This window comes from Stenotrophomonas sp. YJH_SMC_131 (genome assembly GCF_059367975.1).
Genome location: NZ_JCAFRJ010000012.1, coordinates 18,706 through 36,106 on the forward strand (window position 1 = coordinate 18,706; position 17,401 = coordinate 36,106).

The 17,401-nt window shown below is 65.9% G+C and carries 16 protein-coding genes; 12 read left to right on the forward strand and 4 right to left on the reverse strand.

Annotated elements, in window-relative coordinates; translation table 11 throughout:
• The first annotated feature begins 39 nt into the window (after positions 1–39).
• Positions 40–1,743 carry an ATP-binding protein gene (locus AC5P56_RS19660; protein ID WP_041864224.1) on the forward strand — a complete coding sequence of 568 codons (1,704 nt, stop codon included), beginning with the start codon at positions 40–42 and terminating at the stop codon, positions 1,741–1,743.
• Positions 1,744–1,750: 7 nt separating this feature from the next.
• On the opposite strand, the gene AC5P56_RS19665 is transcribed toward AC5P56_RS19660, so the two are convergent.
• Complete coding sequence (locus AC5P56_RS19665; RefSeq protein WP_111207069.1) at positions 1,751–3,274, reverse strand: FAD-dependent monooxygenase; 1,524 nt, start codon at positions 3,272–3,274, stop codon at positions 1,751–1,753.
• Positions 3,275–3,356: 82 nt separating this feature from the next.
• Between AC5P56_RS19665 and AC5P56_RS19670 the strand changes: the two genes are divergently transcribed.
• The 4 genes from AC5P56_RS19670 (at position 3,357) to AC5P56_RS19685 (ending at position 7,439) form a co-directional block, all read left to right on the forward strand.
• Positions 3,357–4,001: a TetR/AcrR family transcriptional regulator gene (locus AC5P56_RS19670; RefSeq protein WP_046431363.1), complete on the forward strand. Its 645-nt coding sequence runs from the start codon at positions 3,357–3,359 to the stop codon at positions 3,999–4,001.
• 73 nt (positions 4,002–4,074) lie between these two features.
• The gene (locus tag AC5P56_RS19675) at positions 4,075–6,216 is read left to right on the forward strand and encodes a TonB-dependent siderophore receptor (protein ID WP_495231871.1); all 2,142 of its coding nucleotides are present in this window, start codon (positions 4,075–4,077) and stop codon (positions 6,214–6,216) included.
• A gap of 189 nt (positions 6,217–6,405) precedes the next feature.
• Positions 6,406–6,972, forward strand: coding sequence for a putative periplasmic lipoprotein (locus AC5P56_RS19680; RefSeq protein ID WP_032957416.1), 567 nt, complete (start codon positions 6,406–6,408; stop codon positions 6,970–6,972).
• Positions 6,969–7,439 carry an outer membrane lipoprotein gene (locus tag AC5P56_RS19685; protein ID WP_032957414.1) on the forward strand — a complete coding sequence of 157 codons (471 nt, stop codon included), beginning with the start codon at positions 6,969–6,971 and terminating at the stop codon, positions 7,437–7,439. Before AC5P56_RS19680 ends, AC5P56_RS19685 begins: the two co-directional genes overlap by 4 nt.
• An 81-nt stretch (positions 7,440–7,520) precedes the next feature.
• Here AC5P56_RS19685 and AC5P56_RS19690 read toward each other — a convergent pair whose 3' ends face one another.
• Complete coding sequence (locus AC5P56_RS19690; RefSeq protein ID WP_032957412.1) at positions 7,521–7,802, reverse strand: hypothetical protein; 282 nt, start codon at positions 7,800–7,802, stop codon at positions 7,521–7,523.
• 210 nt (positions 7,803–8,012) lie between these two features.
• Between AC5P56_RS19690 and AC5P56_RS19695 the strand changes: the two genes are divergently transcribed.
• The 7 genes from AC5P56_RS19695 to AC5P56_RS19725 all read left to right on the forward strand — a co-directional run bounded on the left by AC5P56_RS19695 (position 8,013) and on the right by AC5P56_RS19725 (position 14,970).
• Positions 8,013–8,687: a response regulator transcription factor gene (locus AC5P56_RS19695; protein ID WP_014647595.1), complete on the forward strand. Its 675-nt coding sequence runs from the start codon at positions 8,013–8,015 to the stop codon at positions 8,685–8,687.
• The gene (locus AC5P56_RS19700; protein ID WP_164166934.1) at positions 8,687–10,036 is read left to right on the forward strand and encodes a sensor histidine kinase; all 1,350 of its coding nucleotides are present in this window, start codon (positions 8,687–8,689) and stop codon (positions 10,034–10,036) included. The genes AC5P56_RS19695 and AC5P56_RS19700 overlap by 1 nt, the downstream gene beginning before the upstream one ends.
• A 303-nt stretch (positions 10,037–10,339) precedes the next feature.
• Positions 10,340–10,789 (forward strand): hypothetical protein, encoded by a 450-nt coding sequence (locus AC5P56_RS19705; protein WP_080053038.1) that lies wholly within the window; start codon positions 10,340–10,342, stop codon positions 10,787–10,789.
• Positions 10,790–10,924: 135 nt separating this feature from the next.
• The gene (locus tag AC5P56_RS19710; protein ID WP_321212196.1) at positions 10,925–12,115 is read left to right on the forward strand and encodes an efflux RND transporter periplasmic adaptor subunit; all 1,191 of its coding nucleotides are present in this window, start codon (positions 10,925–10,927) and stop codon (positions 12,113–12,115) included.
• The gene (locus tag AC5P56_RS19715) at positions 12,112–14,076 is read left to right on the forward strand and encodes a MacB family efflux pump subunit (protein ID WP_495231872.1); all 1,965 of its coding nucleotides are present in this window, start codon (positions 12,112–12,114) and stop codon (positions 14,074–14,076) included. The genes AC5P56_RS19710 and AC5P56_RS19715 overlap by 4 nt, the downstream gene beginning before the upstream one ends.
• 90 nt (positions 14,077–14,166) lie before the next feature.
• Complete coding sequence (locus AC5P56_RS19720; RefSeq protein ID WP_134809044.1) at positions 14,167–14,565, forward strand: hypothetical protein; 399 nt, start codon at positions 14,167–14,169, stop codon at positions 14,563–14,565.
• A 27-nt stretch (positions 14,566–14,592) separates the two neighbouring features.
• Positions 14,593–14,970, forward strand: coding sequence for an EF-hand domain-containing protein (locus AC5P56_RS19725; protein WP_014647601.1), 378 nt, complete (start codon positions 14,593–14,595; stop codon positions 14,968–14,970).
• 245 nt (positions 14,971–15,215) lie between these two features.
• On the opposite strand, the gene AC5P56_RS19730 is transcribed toward AC5P56_RS19725, so the two are convergent.
• Both AC5P56_RS19730 and AC5P56_RS19735 read right to left on the reverse strand, forming a co-directional pair.
• Positions 15,216–16,538 carry a Smlt3024 family type IV secretion system effector gene (locus AC5P56_RS19730; RefSeq protein WP_445391771.1) on the reverse strand — a complete coding sequence of 441 codons (1,323 nt, stop codon included), beginning with the start codon at positions 16,536–16,538 and terminating at the stop codon, positions 15,216–15,218.
• Between the two features lie 19 nt (positions 16,539–16,557).
• Positions 16,558–17,401, reverse strand: an 844-nt coding sequence (locus tag AC5P56_RS19735) for a Smlt3025 familytype IV secretion system inhibitor (RefSeq protein WP_495227502.1), incomplete at its 5' end; no start/stop codon positions are given.

A 17,401-nucleotide genomic window follows, 5' to 3' on the forward strand; every position in this document is an offset into this window, starting at 1 on the left:
TCGGCTATGCTGCGCCACCTCCCTGCGCCAATGGCGGCCATGCATCCTTTTCCCCTGCCAGTCTCCGCACCTGATCAGCTCGCCTACCGACTGCTGCAGGACAGTGACTGGGCCCGCTCGGCCACTGCCGCAAGCGCACCTGCCGAACTTCGCACCTTGCTGGCGATGATCCTGGATTCGCCGGAACCCCTGTGGCTTGCCTGGGGCAAGGAAGACAAGGCGTTCTTCTTCAATGATGCCTATCTGCCGATGCTGGGGGAAAAGCTGCACGGCGCGATGGGCAACCGTCTGGAGGATGTCTGGGCGGACGTATGGCCGGACGTGGTGCATGCCGTCGACGACGCCTTTGCCGGCACCAGCCGCAGCTTCAAGAACCTGCCATTGATGATGGATCGCGACGGCACGCTGCGCGAAACATTCTGGACGTTTTCCTATTCACCGCTGCGCGTCGGCTGCGGCAGTGTCGCCGGTATCCTGTGCGTGGTCAGCGAGCAGACCGAACGGGTGATCGAGCGCGACCTGCACAGCCGCCAGGTCGCGGCGATCACCGAGCAGGCGCGGGAGGCCCATCTGGAACTGGTGCGCGCCCGCGAGCAGCTGCGCCAGTCGCAGAAGCTGGAGGCGATCGGCCAGCTCACCGGCGGTGTGGCCCACGACTTCAACAACCTGCTGCAGGTCATCACCGGTTCGGTGGACATGCTCCTGCACACGTGGCCGTCAGACGACACCCGGCGCCGCTACATCCAGGCCATTGCCACAGCCTCGGACCGCGCAACCAAGCTGACCGCGCAACTGCTTGCGTTCTCGCGTCGCCAGAGCCTGTCGCCGGAGGTCTTCGATCTCTGCGAGAGCGTGCACGCGCTTTCGGACATCATCACCACGGTACTGGGTGCACGCATCCAGGTGTCGTTGACGTTGCCCGGCACGCCATTGCCGGTGCTGCTGGACCGGACCCAGCTGGACACTGCATTGATCAACATCGCGGTCAACGCGCGCGATGCGATCGAGGGACACGGCAGGGTGACCATCGAGGTGGAGCAGGTAACCGCGGTGCCTTCGGTGCGCTTCGCCGCGCCGATGAAGGGCGACTTCGCCGCGATCAGCGTGACCGACACCGGAGCAGGCATCGACCCCGCCGTCGTCGACCGCATCTTCGAGCCCTTCTTCACCACCAAGAGCGTCGGCGCCGGAACCGGCCTCGGCCTCAGCCAGGTGTTCGGCTTCGTCAAGCAGTCGGAAGGCGAGGTGGACGTGCAGAGCCAGGCGGGCGCCGGTACCCGCTTCACCCTGTACCTGCCGCTGGCGCAGGCGAGAGAAATGACGGAACGGCCGGCGACGCTACCGGGGCTGCAGCATGGTCACGGTGTCTGCGTGCTGGTTGTGGAAGACAACGTCGATGTGGCCGAATTTGCCGTCGGCGCCCTGCGCGAGCTCGATTACAACGTGGTACTTGCGCACAATGCGGACGAGGCCCTGGCGGAGCTCGAACGGGATGCCTCCCGCTTCGATGTAGTGTTCAGCGACGTAGTGATGCCTGGCATGAACGGCCTGGATCTGGCCCGTACCATCCGCAGCCGCCTGCCTGGGCTTCCAGTGATCCTTACCAGCGGCTACAGCGAACTGCTGGCCCGGGACCCTGGCCATGGCTTCACCCTGCTGCGCAAGCCTTACTCATTGAAGCAGCTGGCCTCGGTGATGACCGAAGCCGGGCGCTGCGCGCAGGCCGTGGTGGCGTCGCCCTAGCGGGCGGTCACCGCAGCGAACCGAACCAGCGTTCCAGCGAAGGCTCCAGCCCCGACGTGTCACCGCCAGCATCGCAGGCCCAGGCGACGATACCGTCGGGGCGGACCAGCACGGCGCCCAGTCCCAGCGTGTCGCGCGCCGTGGACATCACGCAGGTGACCGACCGCTGCCAGCGCTCAATGATCGGACCGAGCGAATCGCCGGTATCGAGCCCCAGCAGCACGCCCTGCCCTGCACGCAGCAGCTCTCCCATCCGACGGTCATCAGCCAGTTGGACGTCCGGTGCGCTTCGGCCAACCCGCGGATGGCTGCCGTCGAGCACCGGTGGCGGTGCTACACCCCACAGCCGCTCGGCGAGATAGGTGGCACCGTCGCGGGTCGCGGCCAGGTCGGCGATGACCGCCGCCAGCGCGCGCGACCCGGGGCCTGGCCGCATCAACGCCACCTGCGCACGTGACCAGTCGAGCACCTGGGCGCCGATCGGATGGCGCTCAGCCTGATAGCTGTCCAACAGCGACTCTGCCACATCACCTCGCACCACCGCGGCCAGCTTCCACCCCAGGTTCATCGCATCGCCGATGCCGAGGTTCAGCCCCTGCCCGCCCAACGGCGAATGCATGTGCGCGGCATCACCGGCCAACAGCACGCGGCCGCTGCGATAGGCCGTGGCCTGGCGCGCGGCATCGGTCCATGTGGTGGCCAGATGCAACGCCGTGATCGTTGCCTCTCGCCCGGAGACACGCCGCAGCAGCGCCTGGGCGGTGTGCCGGTCCAGCGGCGTGCGATGGCCGGCGCCACCGTCGAAATCGGCCAGCGCCAGCATGCCCGGCGGATTGAAATTGCACATGCCGTGTTCGGTGAACTGACGCCCCGGGACGAGCACCGACGGGTCTGCCAGTTCGACCTGCAGCGTGTGCCCGGTGAACTCCGGCGCCGTCCCTGCGAACACGAACCCCGATTGCTTGCGTACCGTGCTGCGGGCGCCATCGCAACCGACCAGCCAGCGGCCCCGCATCAGCCCGCGACCGGTCTGGACCACCATCTGTGCTTCGCGTGCGTGCACCGCCTGCACCGTGCAGCCACGCTCGATCTGTACACCCAGTGACACCGCACGCTCGGCCAGCACCGCCTCCAGCGACTGCAGCTCGACCGCCATCTGGGTGGGCACCGGCGTCGGCAGGCGATGGCGCCAGCGCGCACTGTCCACGTTGTCCAGCGCAAAAGGAATGCCGGCGAAGTGGCCGCCCAGCGGCCGCGGTTGCGCCAGCCAATGGGCGGTGCCGGGCGGCGGTGCGCCGTTGTCCGGCTTCAGCACCTGACTGGCGGCAACCGCATCCAGCAGGCCACGTCGATCCAGGGCCTCCAGGGTGGGCGCGTTCAAGCCGCGCAAGCCAAAGGGCAGGCGTTTCAAGGGTGTCTCGGGCGACACTGCCTGCTCCAGCAACAGGACCGAACAGCCGGCCTGGGCCAGCTCGCAGGACAGGAACAGGCCGACCGGGCCGGCCCCGGCGATGACGACGTCGTACAACATGGGATTTCCCTGTGAGCGCCGGGCCGGCGCTCTGGCGACGCCAATGTTACACTCGGTGTACGTTTCCACAAGTGAACCGCCCATGATCCCGCCCCGGGGCCGCCGCGAGCAGCGCAAGACCGAGACCCGACAGACCATTTCGGACGTCGCCACCGAACTGATCATCCGCCGCGGCTTCGAAGCCGTGTCCATGTCCGAGATTGCCAATGCGGCGGGGGTCTCGCGCAAGACGGTCTTCAATTATTTCGCCAGCAAGGAAGACCTGGTGTTCGACCGCGATGAGGAGGCCCGGACCCTGCTTCGCGAAGGCATGGCGGCGCGCCGTGGCATGGCCCCGCTGGCCGCCTTCCAATCGCTGGTGCGGGAGCTGCTGGACAGCGGCCATCCGCTGTTACGGATCAACTCCGGTGCAGCGGCCTTCTGGGCAACCGTGGCCGACAGTCCGGTGCTGGTGGCGCACGCGCGACGGCTGCAGGCACAGCTGGCTGACGACCTGGCCCAGCTGATGGCCGACGCGGCCGGTCGGCCCGCGCAGGACGCGGAGGCACGCCTCGGCGCAGCCATGCTGCTGGCGTCGATGGTGGCCGCCTATGAGAGTGGACTGGCCAGCCAGCAGAGGGGCGAGGATCCGCGCCAAGCGATGCTGCAGCTGATCGTGCGCGGTGGCACCGGCGTGCTGGTGGCCTTGGCCGGCACCCCATATACCGACCCGGGCCTGCGTCCATAGCGCAATCGGGGGATAGGTCACGAAGCGTTGCAAATGCTAATCTTTCTCATTTGCAGCCCGCCCCGACCCCCTCATGCCGCTTCCAACCCCGCTCAAGCACGCCCTCTGCCTGGCGCTGCCCCTTTCCCTGGCTACGCCTGCACTGGCCTCCGAGGCCTCCACTGACACCCCGAAGGACCTGGACAAGGTCGAAGTCCGCGGCCGCGCGCAGACCCTGTACCGCGCCAACGATGCGGCCGTCGGCACCCGCACCGATACCCCGTTGGAACTGGTGCCGCAGTCGATCCAGGTCGTGCCGCGCGAGCTGATCGACGACCAGGCCGCGCGCCAGGTCACCGATCTGTACCGCAGCATCAGCGGCATCAGCTTCTTCAGCTATGCCGGCGTCACCCTGCGCGGGTTCCGCCAGGAGAACGTTCTGTACGACGGCCTGCGTGGTGATCCCTATGCGGGCTTCTCGGTGCCGCAACTGTTCAATATCGAACGCGTGGAAGTACTGAAAGGTCCGGCCGGTGCGCTGTACGGCGGTGGTGATGCGGGCGGTGTCATCAACTATGTAACGCGCAAGCCCAAGGCGCGCGCCGAACGCCGCATCGAGCTGCAGGCAGGCGACAAGGACTTCCGCGCCGGATCGATCGAAGGCACCGGCCCCTTGAATGCCAGCGGCAGCATTCGCTATCGCGCCGGCCTGTATGCCGACAGCGAGCAGGGCGTGCGCTGGAATGCCGACAGCGAAAGCGTGATCGGCGATGCCTCGCTGGCCTTCGATGTCGGCCAGACCGGCGAGCTGGTGCTGCAGTTCACCGACATCACCCAGAACCTGGGCGGCAACCGCCTGCGCGGCGTGCCGGTGAACGATGCCGGCAGCTTCCTGACCGACCGCCGCTGGAACCACAACGAGGCCAGTGACTTCCTCGACATGCGCGCCAAGGTCGCACTGGCGCAGTATCGCTTCGCACCGCGCGACAACCTGGACGTGGACCTTGCTGCGCGCTGGTTCAGCAACAACGAGCACCAGATGTACCACGAGCCGATGGGGCTGATTGATCGTGACCGCGACGGCCTGGCCGAGTGGATGACGCGCCAGCTGCGCAACCAGATCCGTGACAACACTGCCTTCACCGCCAGCGGCAATGCCATATGGCGGATCAACACCGGCCGTATCGAACACAAGGTGCTGTTCGGCGCCGACGTGTACCAGCTCGACGCCGACTTCACCGCGCAGACCGCCAACAGCGCCGACCTGGCACGCGGCGCCGGCCCGGTGCGCGGCATCGACCTGTTCAACCCGGTCTATGGCGCGAGCACCTGGCATGACTACAACCTGGCCGCTCTGCCCTGGCGCAGCACCGCCACCCGCAGCAAGCGCTACGGCGGCTACCTGCAGCATGAGCTGGCACTGGGCACGCGCTGGCATGTGCTGGCGGGGCTGCGCTGGGATGGCTTCAAGGATCAGGACCGCATGGGTGGCGGCAGCGTGGATGGCAACGATCTCAGCTGGCGCCTGGGCAGTACCTTTACCGTCCGGGACGGCGTGAACCTGTATGCCAACATCGCCAGCGGCTTCGTGCCGCAGAGTGCCACCAACCAGAACCCGGCGGCCGGCGGACCGTTCGACGCGGAGCGCAGCCGGCAATGGGAAGTCGGTCTGAAGTCCCTGCTGGCCGACCGTGTGACCCTGAACATGGCGGCCTACCGCATCGACCGCAGCAACATCGTGCAGGCCACCGGCGAGGTGATCGGCGGGGTAAACCAACTCGCTGCACTGGGCCTGGTACGCAGCACGGGCATGGAACTGGACCTGCTGGCCGACGTGACCGAGCGCTGGGTGGTGAACCTGACCTACGCCTACAACGACGCACGGGTGAAGGATGCCGGACCGAACGGCATCACCAATGCCTCCGGCGACCGCTTCGCCAATGCGCCACGCAACAAGCTCGGCCTGTGGACGCGCTACGACCTGCCGTCGATCAACTCGGCCATCGGCTTCGGCGCCGACCATGTGGGCGAGCGTGTCAGCCTGGATGGGCAGACGGTCAAGGCGTACACGGTATTCGACATGAGCTGGAAGACCACGTGGAAGCAGTGGCAGTTCCAGGCCAACGTCAAGAACCTGTTCGACAAGGTGTACGCGGCCAGCGGCTTCATCGAGCGCAACGGGCATTTCCCGGGCGAGCCGCGGCGGGTGTATGTGCAGGCGGCTTACAGCTTCTGAGCGGAGCCACCTGCGTCGCCGGCATCTCGTGCCAGCGTGCCGCCTGCCCGGACGGTAGACCACCCCAATTCAGGTATCCTTGCGCGCAGTCAGCCACGTCTTCATGCGACCGCTGCGGTGCAGCATCGACGTTGCCGACGAACATACGATTCACCATGGATGTTTCAACGTAGTCACAGGGGAAAATGGATGAAGAAGTTCCTGTTCGCGGCGATCATCGCCGTGTCGCTGGCGGGTTGTACCACCAATCCGCCGCTCAATTTCTCGGTCCCGAACGTCGGGGTCAGCAGCAAGAAGATTGATGGCGAACTGAAGTCGCTGACGGTCACGCTGGCACGTCCGGATGAAGCCAAGGGCAAGATTCCCGCGCAGGCCCAGCACGAAGTGCCGCAGATGTGGCAGAACGCGCTGACCGAAGCGCTCAATAAGATGGCGGTGTTCCGCGACGATGCACCGGTGAAGTTGAGCCTGTCGGTGAAGATTCTGGCGATCGACATTCCCAGCTTCGGTGCATCGATGACCACCAAGACGATCGCCCGCTACGAGCTGATCGATCGTGCAACCGGCAGCATCGTCTACACCCAGGATGTCAGCGCATCCGGCGAAGTTCCGTTCAACTATGCCTTCGCAGGGGTAATCCGTGCCCGCGAGTCGATCAGCCGCTCAGCACAGAACAACATCGCCCAGTTCCTGCAGGCGCTGGAAACCGTGGACATTACCAAGCCGATGTTCCCGAACAAGCAGGAAGCGCCATGAAGCGCCTGCTGGTGGCTGCATCCGTTGCTGCGATGCTGACGGCCTGCGCGCCAAATGTGCGTACGGACAGTTATTCCATCGGTTCAGTGGGACAGGTCAATCGAACTGTCGGCGGTACGGTCATCAGCGTCCGCGCGGTCAGTATTGACGGTTCACAGGGCGGTGGTGCCGTTGCCGGCGCTGCGGCTGGCGGTGTGGCCGGCTCCACCATCGGTGGCAGCGACCAGGGGGCGGCCATCGGTGCCATTGGCGGCCTCGTGGTCGGAGCTATTGCCGGTGCAGCCTCCGAACGCGCACTCTCGCAGGCCAAGGGCCTGGAATATGTTGTGCAGACGGAGAACGGCAACCTGATGACGGTTGTGCAGGGCCCCGATCCGGTGTTCACCACCGGCATGCGGGTCCTGGTGCTGTATGGATCGCCCTCGCGCATCATTGCCGATCCGCGACAAGCGAAGACAGCGCCGTAACCCCCAACAATGCCCCTTTCGAGGGGCATCGTTGTATTGGATATCGAGGGGGAGGTGGCAACCCACCTCCCCCTGCCCAGGTCAGTGCGAGCAGGACACCAGCATCGAGCGGGTGGCCATCTGGGTAGAGGTGAAGCCGTTCCTGTTGCCCACCGCGATGGCATTTCCTTCATCGCCATCCTTGCTGAAGACCACATAGCCGCCTGGGCACATCTGCCCGGCCTTTTCGTAGCAGCCACTCCAGGAACTGGAACCGCTGCAGTCGATGGAAACACCACGGCGGCCATCGGGGGTGACGGTCATTTTGGCAGTGGTGCAGCCACTCAAGGCGGCAACCAGCAACAGCGGGACGAACAACTTCATGGGCACTCCAGGGGTTGGGGATAAGCGAACGGGCGCCAAGGCTGGAGTGCGCGGATTGCGCGAACCTTGCGCCGGGCGGCCCGCGCCGCAGCGGGTGTTGCGGCGTCACCGGCAGGCCCCGAAGGAACGCCATGTTCACGCAATGTTCCTGTAATACGGTGCCGGCGCTTGCCGCCCGCCTTATGCCTCCTTCCCGCCTGACGCCTGCCGATGCACATCCTGCTGATCGAAGACGAAGCCGAACTGGCTGCCACCCTGAAGTCTGCCCTGCAGCGGGAGCGCTACGTCGTGGACCTGGCCAGCACCCTGGCACTGGCCCGCCAAGCAGCACTTTCCGGATCACACGACCTGGTGCTGCTGGACCGCACCCTGCCCGATGGTGACGGGCTGGGGCTCATTCCCGTGCTGCGCGGGCGCAATCCGGGGGTGCCGATCATCGTGCTCAGCGCACTGGGACAGTTGCCGGACCGCATCGCCGGCCTGGATGAGGGCGCCGACGACTACCTGGCCAAGCCCTTCGCGCTGGAAGAACTGTTCGCGCGGATCCGCGCGGCCGGGCGCCGGCCGAGCGGCATGCAGGTGGAGCCGGTGAGCATCGGCCGGCTGCTGTTCGACCCCACCTCGGGCGAAGCCAGCGTGGGCGGACAGCGACTGGAGCTTCCGCGCCGCGAGATCCGCGTGCTGGCGGCCCTCGCCCGCCGGCTGGGCCGCACCGTGCTTCGCGAATCCATCGAGATGGCGGTGTACGGCTTCGACGACGGCATCCATTCCAACACGCTGGACTCGCATGTCTCACGCCTGCGGCGCAAGCTGGCCGACGCGGATGCGGGGGTGGAAATCCATGCCATCCGCGGTGTCGGCTATCTGATGCGGGAAACGAAGTAATGGCGCTTCGTCCCTCACTGAAGCGCCCGCTGATCGTCAAAACCCTGATCTACCAGCTGCTCGCACTGCTGGTGGCCTTCTTCGCATTGCTGATGGTGCTGGTGCGTGTCGACAGCGGCGGCTACTACACCATCCAGACCTTCGCCCCGGTGGCGGCAGAGGCCGTTCGTCGGGACAGCAAGGGCGAGCTGTATGTGGAACGCACGCCGGCGCTGGACGAGCTGCTGAAGATCGTCCCCGGCGCGTGGTTCATCGCCGAGGATGAGCAGGGCCAACATGTGACATTCGGCCACGTTCCGCCCGCCTACGCCTCGCTGGTCGGCGCCCTCGACGGCATTCCCTATGGCGACCTGCGCGGACGCGGCCGCAACGACGGCCTGGCCGTGGTGATACGCCAGCACAGCGGTCCGGCCGGCAAGCTGACCATCATGGCCCATGGCGAAACCGATTCGCTGACCTGGCAGATGGCGCTGGCCGCACACATCATCACCCTGCCGATCTTCCTGCTGCTGGGCCTGGCCACCATCATCCTGACCCCGATCATCGTGCGCCGCGCCCTGGCTGGCGTGGAGCGCATCGCGCAGGAAGCCCGCAACATCTCTGCCAGCCGTCGCGGCATCCGTCTGACAGAGACCGCCGTACCGGTAGAGATCGCCCCCCTCGTGACCGCGGTGAACGAAGCGCTGGACCGACTGGACGAAGGGCACGAACGGCAGCGCCGCTTCATCGCCGCCGCCGCCCATGAGCTGCGTACACCGATCGCCATCCTGCGGGTGAAGATCGATGCCACCGACGATTCCACCTCACGCAGCCTGGCGGTGGAAGTCGCTCGGCTGGCAACGCTTGCCGAGCAGCTCCTGGACCTGCACCGCATGGAAGCCGATGGACCGAAGGACTCCCTCAACCTGGCCCGCGTGGCCAAGCGGGTCGTCGCCGATCTGGCCCCCCTGCTGATCCAGTCCGACAAGACGGTCGCCGTGGCAGTGGAACCGAACTTCCCGGTGCTGGGCGAGTCCGGTGCCATCGAACGGGTGCTCTCCAACCTGGTATTGAATGCCGCCGAGCACGGTGGACGCCATATCATCGTGCGCGTACAGGGCAGCTGCCTTGAGGTGGAAGACGATGGACCTGGCATTCCGGTCGACCAGCGCGAACGCGTATTCGAACCCTTCCAACGCCTGCGCCCCCGGCAGACAGGCGCCGGATTGGGCTTGAACCTGGTGCGGCAGGTGATCGACCGCCACGGTGGCCACGTCACGATTCTGGATGCGCCCGGTGGCGGCGCCCTGATCCGCATCGAGTTCCCCGTGCATCCAGGCGTCACCAGCGCATTGGCGCCGGAGTACTGAGCGCATCGCTTCCACGTGGATGACTATGCGCGGATGACTACTGGCTGTCCGCGCGCCAGGACTGCGGTTGATGCGCAAGGTTGCGGCAATGTTCGCTGCCCAGCATCCAGGTGAGCGGCACAGCAGGTGCTGCGTCCGGAACTGACAGGAAGCCTGCATGTGACACAGGGAGCTCCTCCACCGCCCTCTTCCACCCCTGCCCCGCCGCCTCGGAATACGCCCAGCCTGACCGCCGCAGCATGGAACTGCCGCGCGCATGCAGGCCGCGCGCGTGGGTTGGAACACTGGCCGCACTGGCTGCGGATGATTCCCGAACGCGAGCGGGCCGGCGTACTGATCCGCCTGTTCGCCGCACTGTTCCTGCTGCTCCCAGGCCTTGCGCTGGTGGCTTCCGCGTATCGGCACGCGCATGCAACGGCCACTGCCGTGCTGGTGTTCGTCGCCGTGCATGCCGCACTGCACATGCTGGCCGTGTGGCGAGGGGCTGCACTACGCCCAGCTCCCCCGCTGCTGCGGACCCTGGATACGCGCGCAGCCGCCGTGATGCTTGCTGCCACGTTGATGATCATCGCGATCGTCGCCGCCACCGCAACCCTGCCGGTTGCGGTCTGCACCGTGCTGCTGGTCGGCGCGTTGTGCCAGCTTTCGACCCTGCCCACGCCGGCGCAACGCCTCCGCCACGTGCTGTTGGCGCTCGGTAGCATGATCCAGTTCATCGCGATGGCACTGCTCACGCAGGGCATTGCCCACTGACACGCCTGCACCATCGCAAGGTTCGCGCAATCCAGCGCATCGAGACTCGACCACCATCCACACCTGTCACCCCAGGCGTGCATTCCAACAGTCTCGAGGATCCACGATGCCCTGTCTCTTCCGGATGCCGCGCCGATGAGCGCCACACCGCGCAGCCGCCGCCGTGTGCTGATCATTGCTGCCGCACTCCTCTGCACAACGTTGGCACTCTTCGCCTGGCTCCGGCCCGTACCACCACCGAAGCTGCAGGTGGCACCGGTAACCCGGGGCAACATTGAACAGGTCGTTGAAGCCACCGGAACACTGAAGCCCTCGCGGCTGGTGAGCGTGGGCGCGCAGGTCTCCGGCCGCATCGAGGCCCTGCATGTGAAGCTCGGCGACAAGGTGAAGGCCGGCGATCCGATTGCCGATATCGATTCGCGCACCCAGCGCAACGCATTGCTGAGTGCGCAGGCAGCACAGCGCACCGCGCGCGCCAACCGCGATGCGCTGGCCACCGACCTGCGCCAGTTCGAGCTGACATTGCATCGACAGCAGCAGCTGGTGACCTCGCAGTTGGTGGCACGCGCCGACGTCGATGCGGCCAAGGCCAAGGTCGATGCCACCCGGGAACAGATCGCCGCGCTGGAAGGTGAGATCGTGCAGCGGCAGACCGCCGTGGATATCGCACAGACCAACCTCGAGTACACCCGTATCACCGCCCCCACCGACGGCACCGTGCTGGCCGTGGTGGCGCGCCAGGGGCAGACCGTGAACGCGGTACAGAGCGCACCGACCATCGTGATGCTGGGCAACCAGGACGTGATGACGGTCTACGCGGAAATCTCCGAGGCGGATGTTGTGCACACGTCCGTTGGTCAGGAAGCGTACTTCACCATTCTTGGCGACGCGGGACGTCGCTACAGGAGCACGCTGCGCGACATCGCCCCGGCTCCGGAATCGATCACCCAGGAAGACGCCTCCGCCCTTGCTTCACCCGCGACCGGCGGTGGCAGCCGCACCGCCATGTACTACAACGGGCAGTTCGACGTCGCCAACGCCGATGGCCGCCTGCGCAGCTACATGACCGCGCAGGTGCGCATCGTGCTGGGTCGCGCCGACAACGTACTGACGCTGCCCTCCGCTGCGCTCGGTGCACGCGCGGCCGATGGCAGCTACAGCGTACAGGTGCGTGGCGCGGACGGGCACGCCCATGCGCGCCGCATCACCATCGGGCTGGACGACCAGATCCAGGTGGAGGTACGCAGCGGCCTGAAAGAGGGCGAACAGGTGGTGCTGGCGCAGGCCCGGGACGAAGCTGCTACCGCACACGCGCCGTCGAAATGAGCACATCCACCACCGCCCCTTTGCTGCGCGTACGCGGCATCCGCCGCGAGTTCGCGGCCGGCGAACAGACCCTGGTCGTGCTCGATGGCGTGGACCTGGACATCCACGCAGGCGAACTGGTGGCCATCGTGGGCCAGTCCGGCTCGGGCAAGTCCACGTTGATGAACATCCTCGGCTGCCTCGATCGCCCTTCCGCCGGTGCATACCAGATCGCCGGACGCGAAACCGCTCAGATGTCGCCCGATGAACTGGCCGAACTACGCCGCGAGCACTTCGGCTTCATCTTCCAGCGCTATCACCTGCTGACCGACCTGACCGCATTGGGCAATGTAGAAGTGCCAGCGATCTATGCCGGCATGGCGGGGGCCACCCGCCGCGCCCGCGCGGCCGAGCTGTTGGCGCGGCTGGGCCTGAGCGAACGTATGCAGCATCTGCCTGGCGAGCTGTCAGGTGGCCAGCAGCAGCGTGTTTCGATTGCGCGCGCACTGATGAACGGCGGCGCGGTGATCTTCGCCGATGAGCCGACGGGCGCACTGGACACCCACTCCGGCAGGGAGGTGATGAAGATCCTGGGCGAGCTGCATGCCGAGGGCCACACCGTGGTGCTGGTGACGCATGACATGGCCATGGCCGAACATGCTCATCGCATCATCGAGATCCGCGATGGCCGGATTGTCGATGATCGCGCCACGGGCAAGGTCTCTGCCGCGGGTGGGTCAGCGGCGGCCCCGCCGCAGCGCGGCGGTGGCAGCGGCTGGCAGGCGGTGCGTGACCGCTTTACGGAGGCGTTACGCATGGCCCTGCGCGCAATGAACGCGCACCGCATGCGCACCTTCCTGACCATGCTCGGCATCATCATCGGCATTGCGTCGGTCGTCTCCGTGGTCGCGCTGGGTACCGGCGCGCGCCAGGCCATCCTGTCCAACATTTCCTCGCTGGGCACCAACACCATCGAGATCTATCCCGGGTCCGGCTTCGGCGACCTGCACTCGGCGCGGGTGGAAACGCTCACCCCCGGCGACAGCGTGGCCCTGGCCGGGCAGCCGTTCGTGGACAGCGCTACACCCGGCGTGGCCACCACCGGCACCGCGCTGCGCGGCAACCGCTCGGCCAGCGTGCAGGTGCGGGGCGTCAGCGAGCAGTACTTCCGCGTGCATGGCCTGCAGCTGGGCGAAGGTGCCTTCTTCGGCCCGGCCGCCGTGGCCGGCTACCAGCAGGTAGTGGTGATCGATGCCAACACCCGCGCCCGCTTCTTCGCTGCGGTGGACAATCCCATCGGCCAGACCCTGCTGCTGGGCAACGTGCCGGTGCGCGTGGTGGGCGTGGTGAAGAAGGATGCCGGCGCGGTCGGCGATGCCTCGCTGCTGCGGGTGTGGCTGCCCTACACCACCACCATGGCGCGCATGCTCGGGCAGAGCCACGTTTCCAGCATCACCGTGCGTGTCTCCGATGCCATCAGCATGGAGGCGGCCGAGCGCGCCATCGGACGATTGCTGGCACGCCGCCATGGCAGCACCGATTTCTACATGAGCAACAACGCGCAGATCCGCCAGTCCATCGAACAGACCACCGGCATCCTGACCATGATGATCAGCTCCATCGCCGCCATCGCGCTGGTAGTGGGCGGAATCGGAGTGATGAACATCATGCTGGTGTCGGTGACCGAGCGAACACGCGAGATCGGCGTGCGCATGGCGGTGGGCGCGCGGCGCAGCGACATCCTGCAACAGTTCCTGATCGAATCGGTCCTGGTCTGCCTGCTCGGTGGCGTGCTCGGCATCGGCGTGGCCCTGGCATTGGGGGCAGGGTTGGCGCTGGCCAACGTGGGTTTCAGCCTTGTGTTCTCCGCCAATTCGATCCTGGCCGCCTTCGCCTGTTCCAGCCTGATCGGTATTGGCTTCGGCTTCCTGCCAGCACGCCGCGCCGCGCAGCTGGACCCGGTCGAAGCACTCGTTCGATAGCCAGTGACGTTACCTGCAGTGACGGCAGGTTCGCGCAATGTCTGCGGGCTCTACTGGAGCTACCAACAATGTCCGCACAGGAGCTGGACGATGTCTCTGAAACCACGAAGAACCGCACTTCTGCTGGCAGCGGCTGCACAACTGATGCTGCTGTTGCCCTACTCCGGCGACGCCCATGCGCAACGCGGTAACCGCTACAACCCGCAGTGGGACCAGGACTACCGTGACCGCGATCGTGATGCATGGGAGCGTCGTGAACGCGAGCGTGAGCGTGACCGGGAACGTGAGCGCCGCCACGATGCCAAGACCACCGGTGTGGTGGTGGGCGTGGTGGGCGTAGCCGTCGTGGCCGGTGTGATTGCCGCAGCCGCCAAGCGCGAACGCGAGACCCGCGAACGCGCCGACTACTGCATTCGCCGCTACGGCAATTATGACCGCCGCAACGATACCTATCGCGGCGCCGACGGCTACACCTATCCCTGCCGCTGACCTGCACATCTCAAGGACATACGACCCATGAAGAAGACCGCTCTGTTGATCGCATTGTGCGCCGCTCCGCTGGCCTCCCAGGCCGCGCCGGCTGACCCGAAGCAGGCCTACATCGATTCCACGTTCACAGCGATGGACACCAACAAGGATGGGCGCGTCGACAAGGCCGAATACACCAGATTCCAGCAGGGGCGCTTCAGCAAGCAGGCCGATTCGATCGACGCCGCGTTCAGTGCCATGGACACGAACAAGGATGGCAGGATCAGCAAGGATGAAGCCACGTTGGTGCCGGAGATTGCGAAGTACTTTGCGGGCCTGGACACCGATGGTGATGGCTATCTGTCGCTGAAGGAGATGCAGCAGGCCATGGTGGCCGCGCAGACGGCAGACGCCCCGGCGAGATAGCGCCCCGGTACTGGATGCCAATCCACATCGCTTTGGTGGGTGCCCACCCTGGTGGGCACGGCCGCGTCACCGCGCGCGAGGGCCAGAATGCGCACCAAAGTGGGCGGCTACCGCAGCGATGAAATGGCATCCACCCAGGCGGACATCTACCCGGCTGGTACGCGTCGGTCGCCGAGCGAACTCAGCAATGCCCGCGCACCGAGTTGCAAAGACCGCGTGAGGCGAGGCTGCGACAGGCCGGGACCCTAGCCCATCCGTATCGCCGGGATGTCGCGCGCCTGCGCATCGACCTCCTGCTGGCGCTGCGCGTGTGCCTGTTCACGATCCGCACCGACTGCCTGCAGGGCCTGCAGTGACTGCTCGACCGGCGTCTGCACCGCCCGGTCCGTGGGCATGGAGGCCCGCAGATGCGCCGGATCATTCAACTCGCCCTGCACCACGAACACGTTGCGGCCGGCCGGGTGATCGGCAGTCTGCGCGCTCAGCAGCACATGGTCGGCGCGTTCGAGCTGGTTGTGGCGCGCCAAGGCCATCACGCTCGCCACCAGGCGCTCGCTGTTCTCGTCGTGGGTACGCCCGGCGCCGGCATCGATCGCGGCCACGCCTTCGCGCACCTGCTGCATCAATGCGTACTCACGGTGGCCGGGTCCAATGTCGGCCAGACGGGTCGCTACCTGCGCGGGATCCGGCACGTCGTCCACGGCTGCGGTCAGCGGGCTGCGGGTGATGGTCCGGTACGGGTCGTCCGGGTGGAACTGGGTACGTTTTTCCTGCCGTTCCAGACGAACGTCCCGCGCGTCGTTGAGTTCAGCGATGCGGGCCGGATCGGTGATCTCACGCATCGACATGTGGCCACCACCCGCGCTGACACTGGCCCATTTCCTGTCCGCTTCGAAGTACATCGCGTAGTAGCTGTTGCCACCGATGACGTTCGGATCGACCGCCGAGCGCCCTTCCAGTGCCTGGGTGGCTTCCAGCACGCTCAACCGGGTCAGGTATTGCCCGCCCTTCGTCCATCCCATCTGGCTGATGGCATCGACGCTGGTGTTCCCTACGCGCGGGCCTCCGGCATAGTCATTGTTGAGCATGTTGGTCCAGATCTGTTCCAGCTTCTCGGGGCCGCTCTTCTGCTCAGCCGCCTGCAGCAACACGCGCGGCGTCCAGCAGTTGGGATCGAGTTCATGCCGTTCGAATGCCCGGTCGTGTGCCAGCATTACATCCTTGCCGGGAAGATTCAGTGCAAATTCGGGACGCCCCTGCTCCATCCAGAACAGGCGTCGCTCCAGGTCCTGGCGCAGAAGCGTCTGCCCAAACATCTCCCATTGCCGCTCGCTCAGCTGCGCATCGGGAAAGCCGGAGCCCTTGCCTTCCTGATCTCGGGCGTAATCCTGTGCGTAGCTGTTTGCAACGCGGCCTGGCAGGCTGTCGTTGCGAACAACACCCAGCGCAAGCGTGCCATAGCCATCCGCATCTGGCAGCTGCGACAGATAGTTCCAGTACAACTCACGGTTTCCGGCCTTGGCATAGCTGGCCAGAATCCTGAGATTCTCTTGCGTCAATCCGCCCATCGCCTGCTCCTGAATGCACTCACTGCCGGACGCGGGAGCGCGCGAGAAGATCCCGCACCGCATCTTCCATCCGCTTCCAGTCCGCCAGGAAGGCCCGCTTGTAGTTCAGCGAGATGGAAAGCTTGTTCTCCACATCCGAGAAATAGTGGAAGCACCCCGCAGCGGCTTGCCCTTGCTCACTGATGACCTGATCGCCCTGCAGGCGAACGCCATCCCCCCGAAACGCCGTGCTTTCGCATTTGATGAATGTGGTCAGGCTGCCGTTGGGAGCGCGCGCGATGTACCAGTCATCTTCATAGGCAGGATTACGGGTGGGCGGTTTTCCATAGCGTGCCTCGTATTCCTTCGAGAAAATCCCCATCCTCGTTTCATCAATGGCGTAAGGCGTCAGTCCCATGACGTCGGGCCGCGCAATACGCAGATCGAGTCGATCCCGAGGATCCCCTCGCTCCACCGATCCTTCCTCGGCGGATGCCTGGTTGGAGGACAATCGCTCCAATGATGTTTCGATTGGCGCACGATCGATGTAGTCGATCGCCACAGCAATTTCCTTCCGGAAATCATTCGTACGCGGATTCGCCCGGGCACCCGGCGGCGTCGGCTTCATGTCCGGCCACTCGATGACCAGCGTCACGCCCTCGCCGGGCCACGGTGCGATCTGGCTGTCCAGGTAGTTGGCCGGAATGCGGAAAGTGTTCGGCCCGAGCTTCACGTCCACGGGCGCATCGGTATAGGTGTGGCCGTTGATCGTGCGGCCGGTCTGCGTTGCGCCGGACATGGCGGGATTCCTTTCGTGTTCGGTGGACGGCGGCCGCGCACACGCGCCGGCACTCACCGCGACGGCAAGTGCAAGCGTCAGGCAA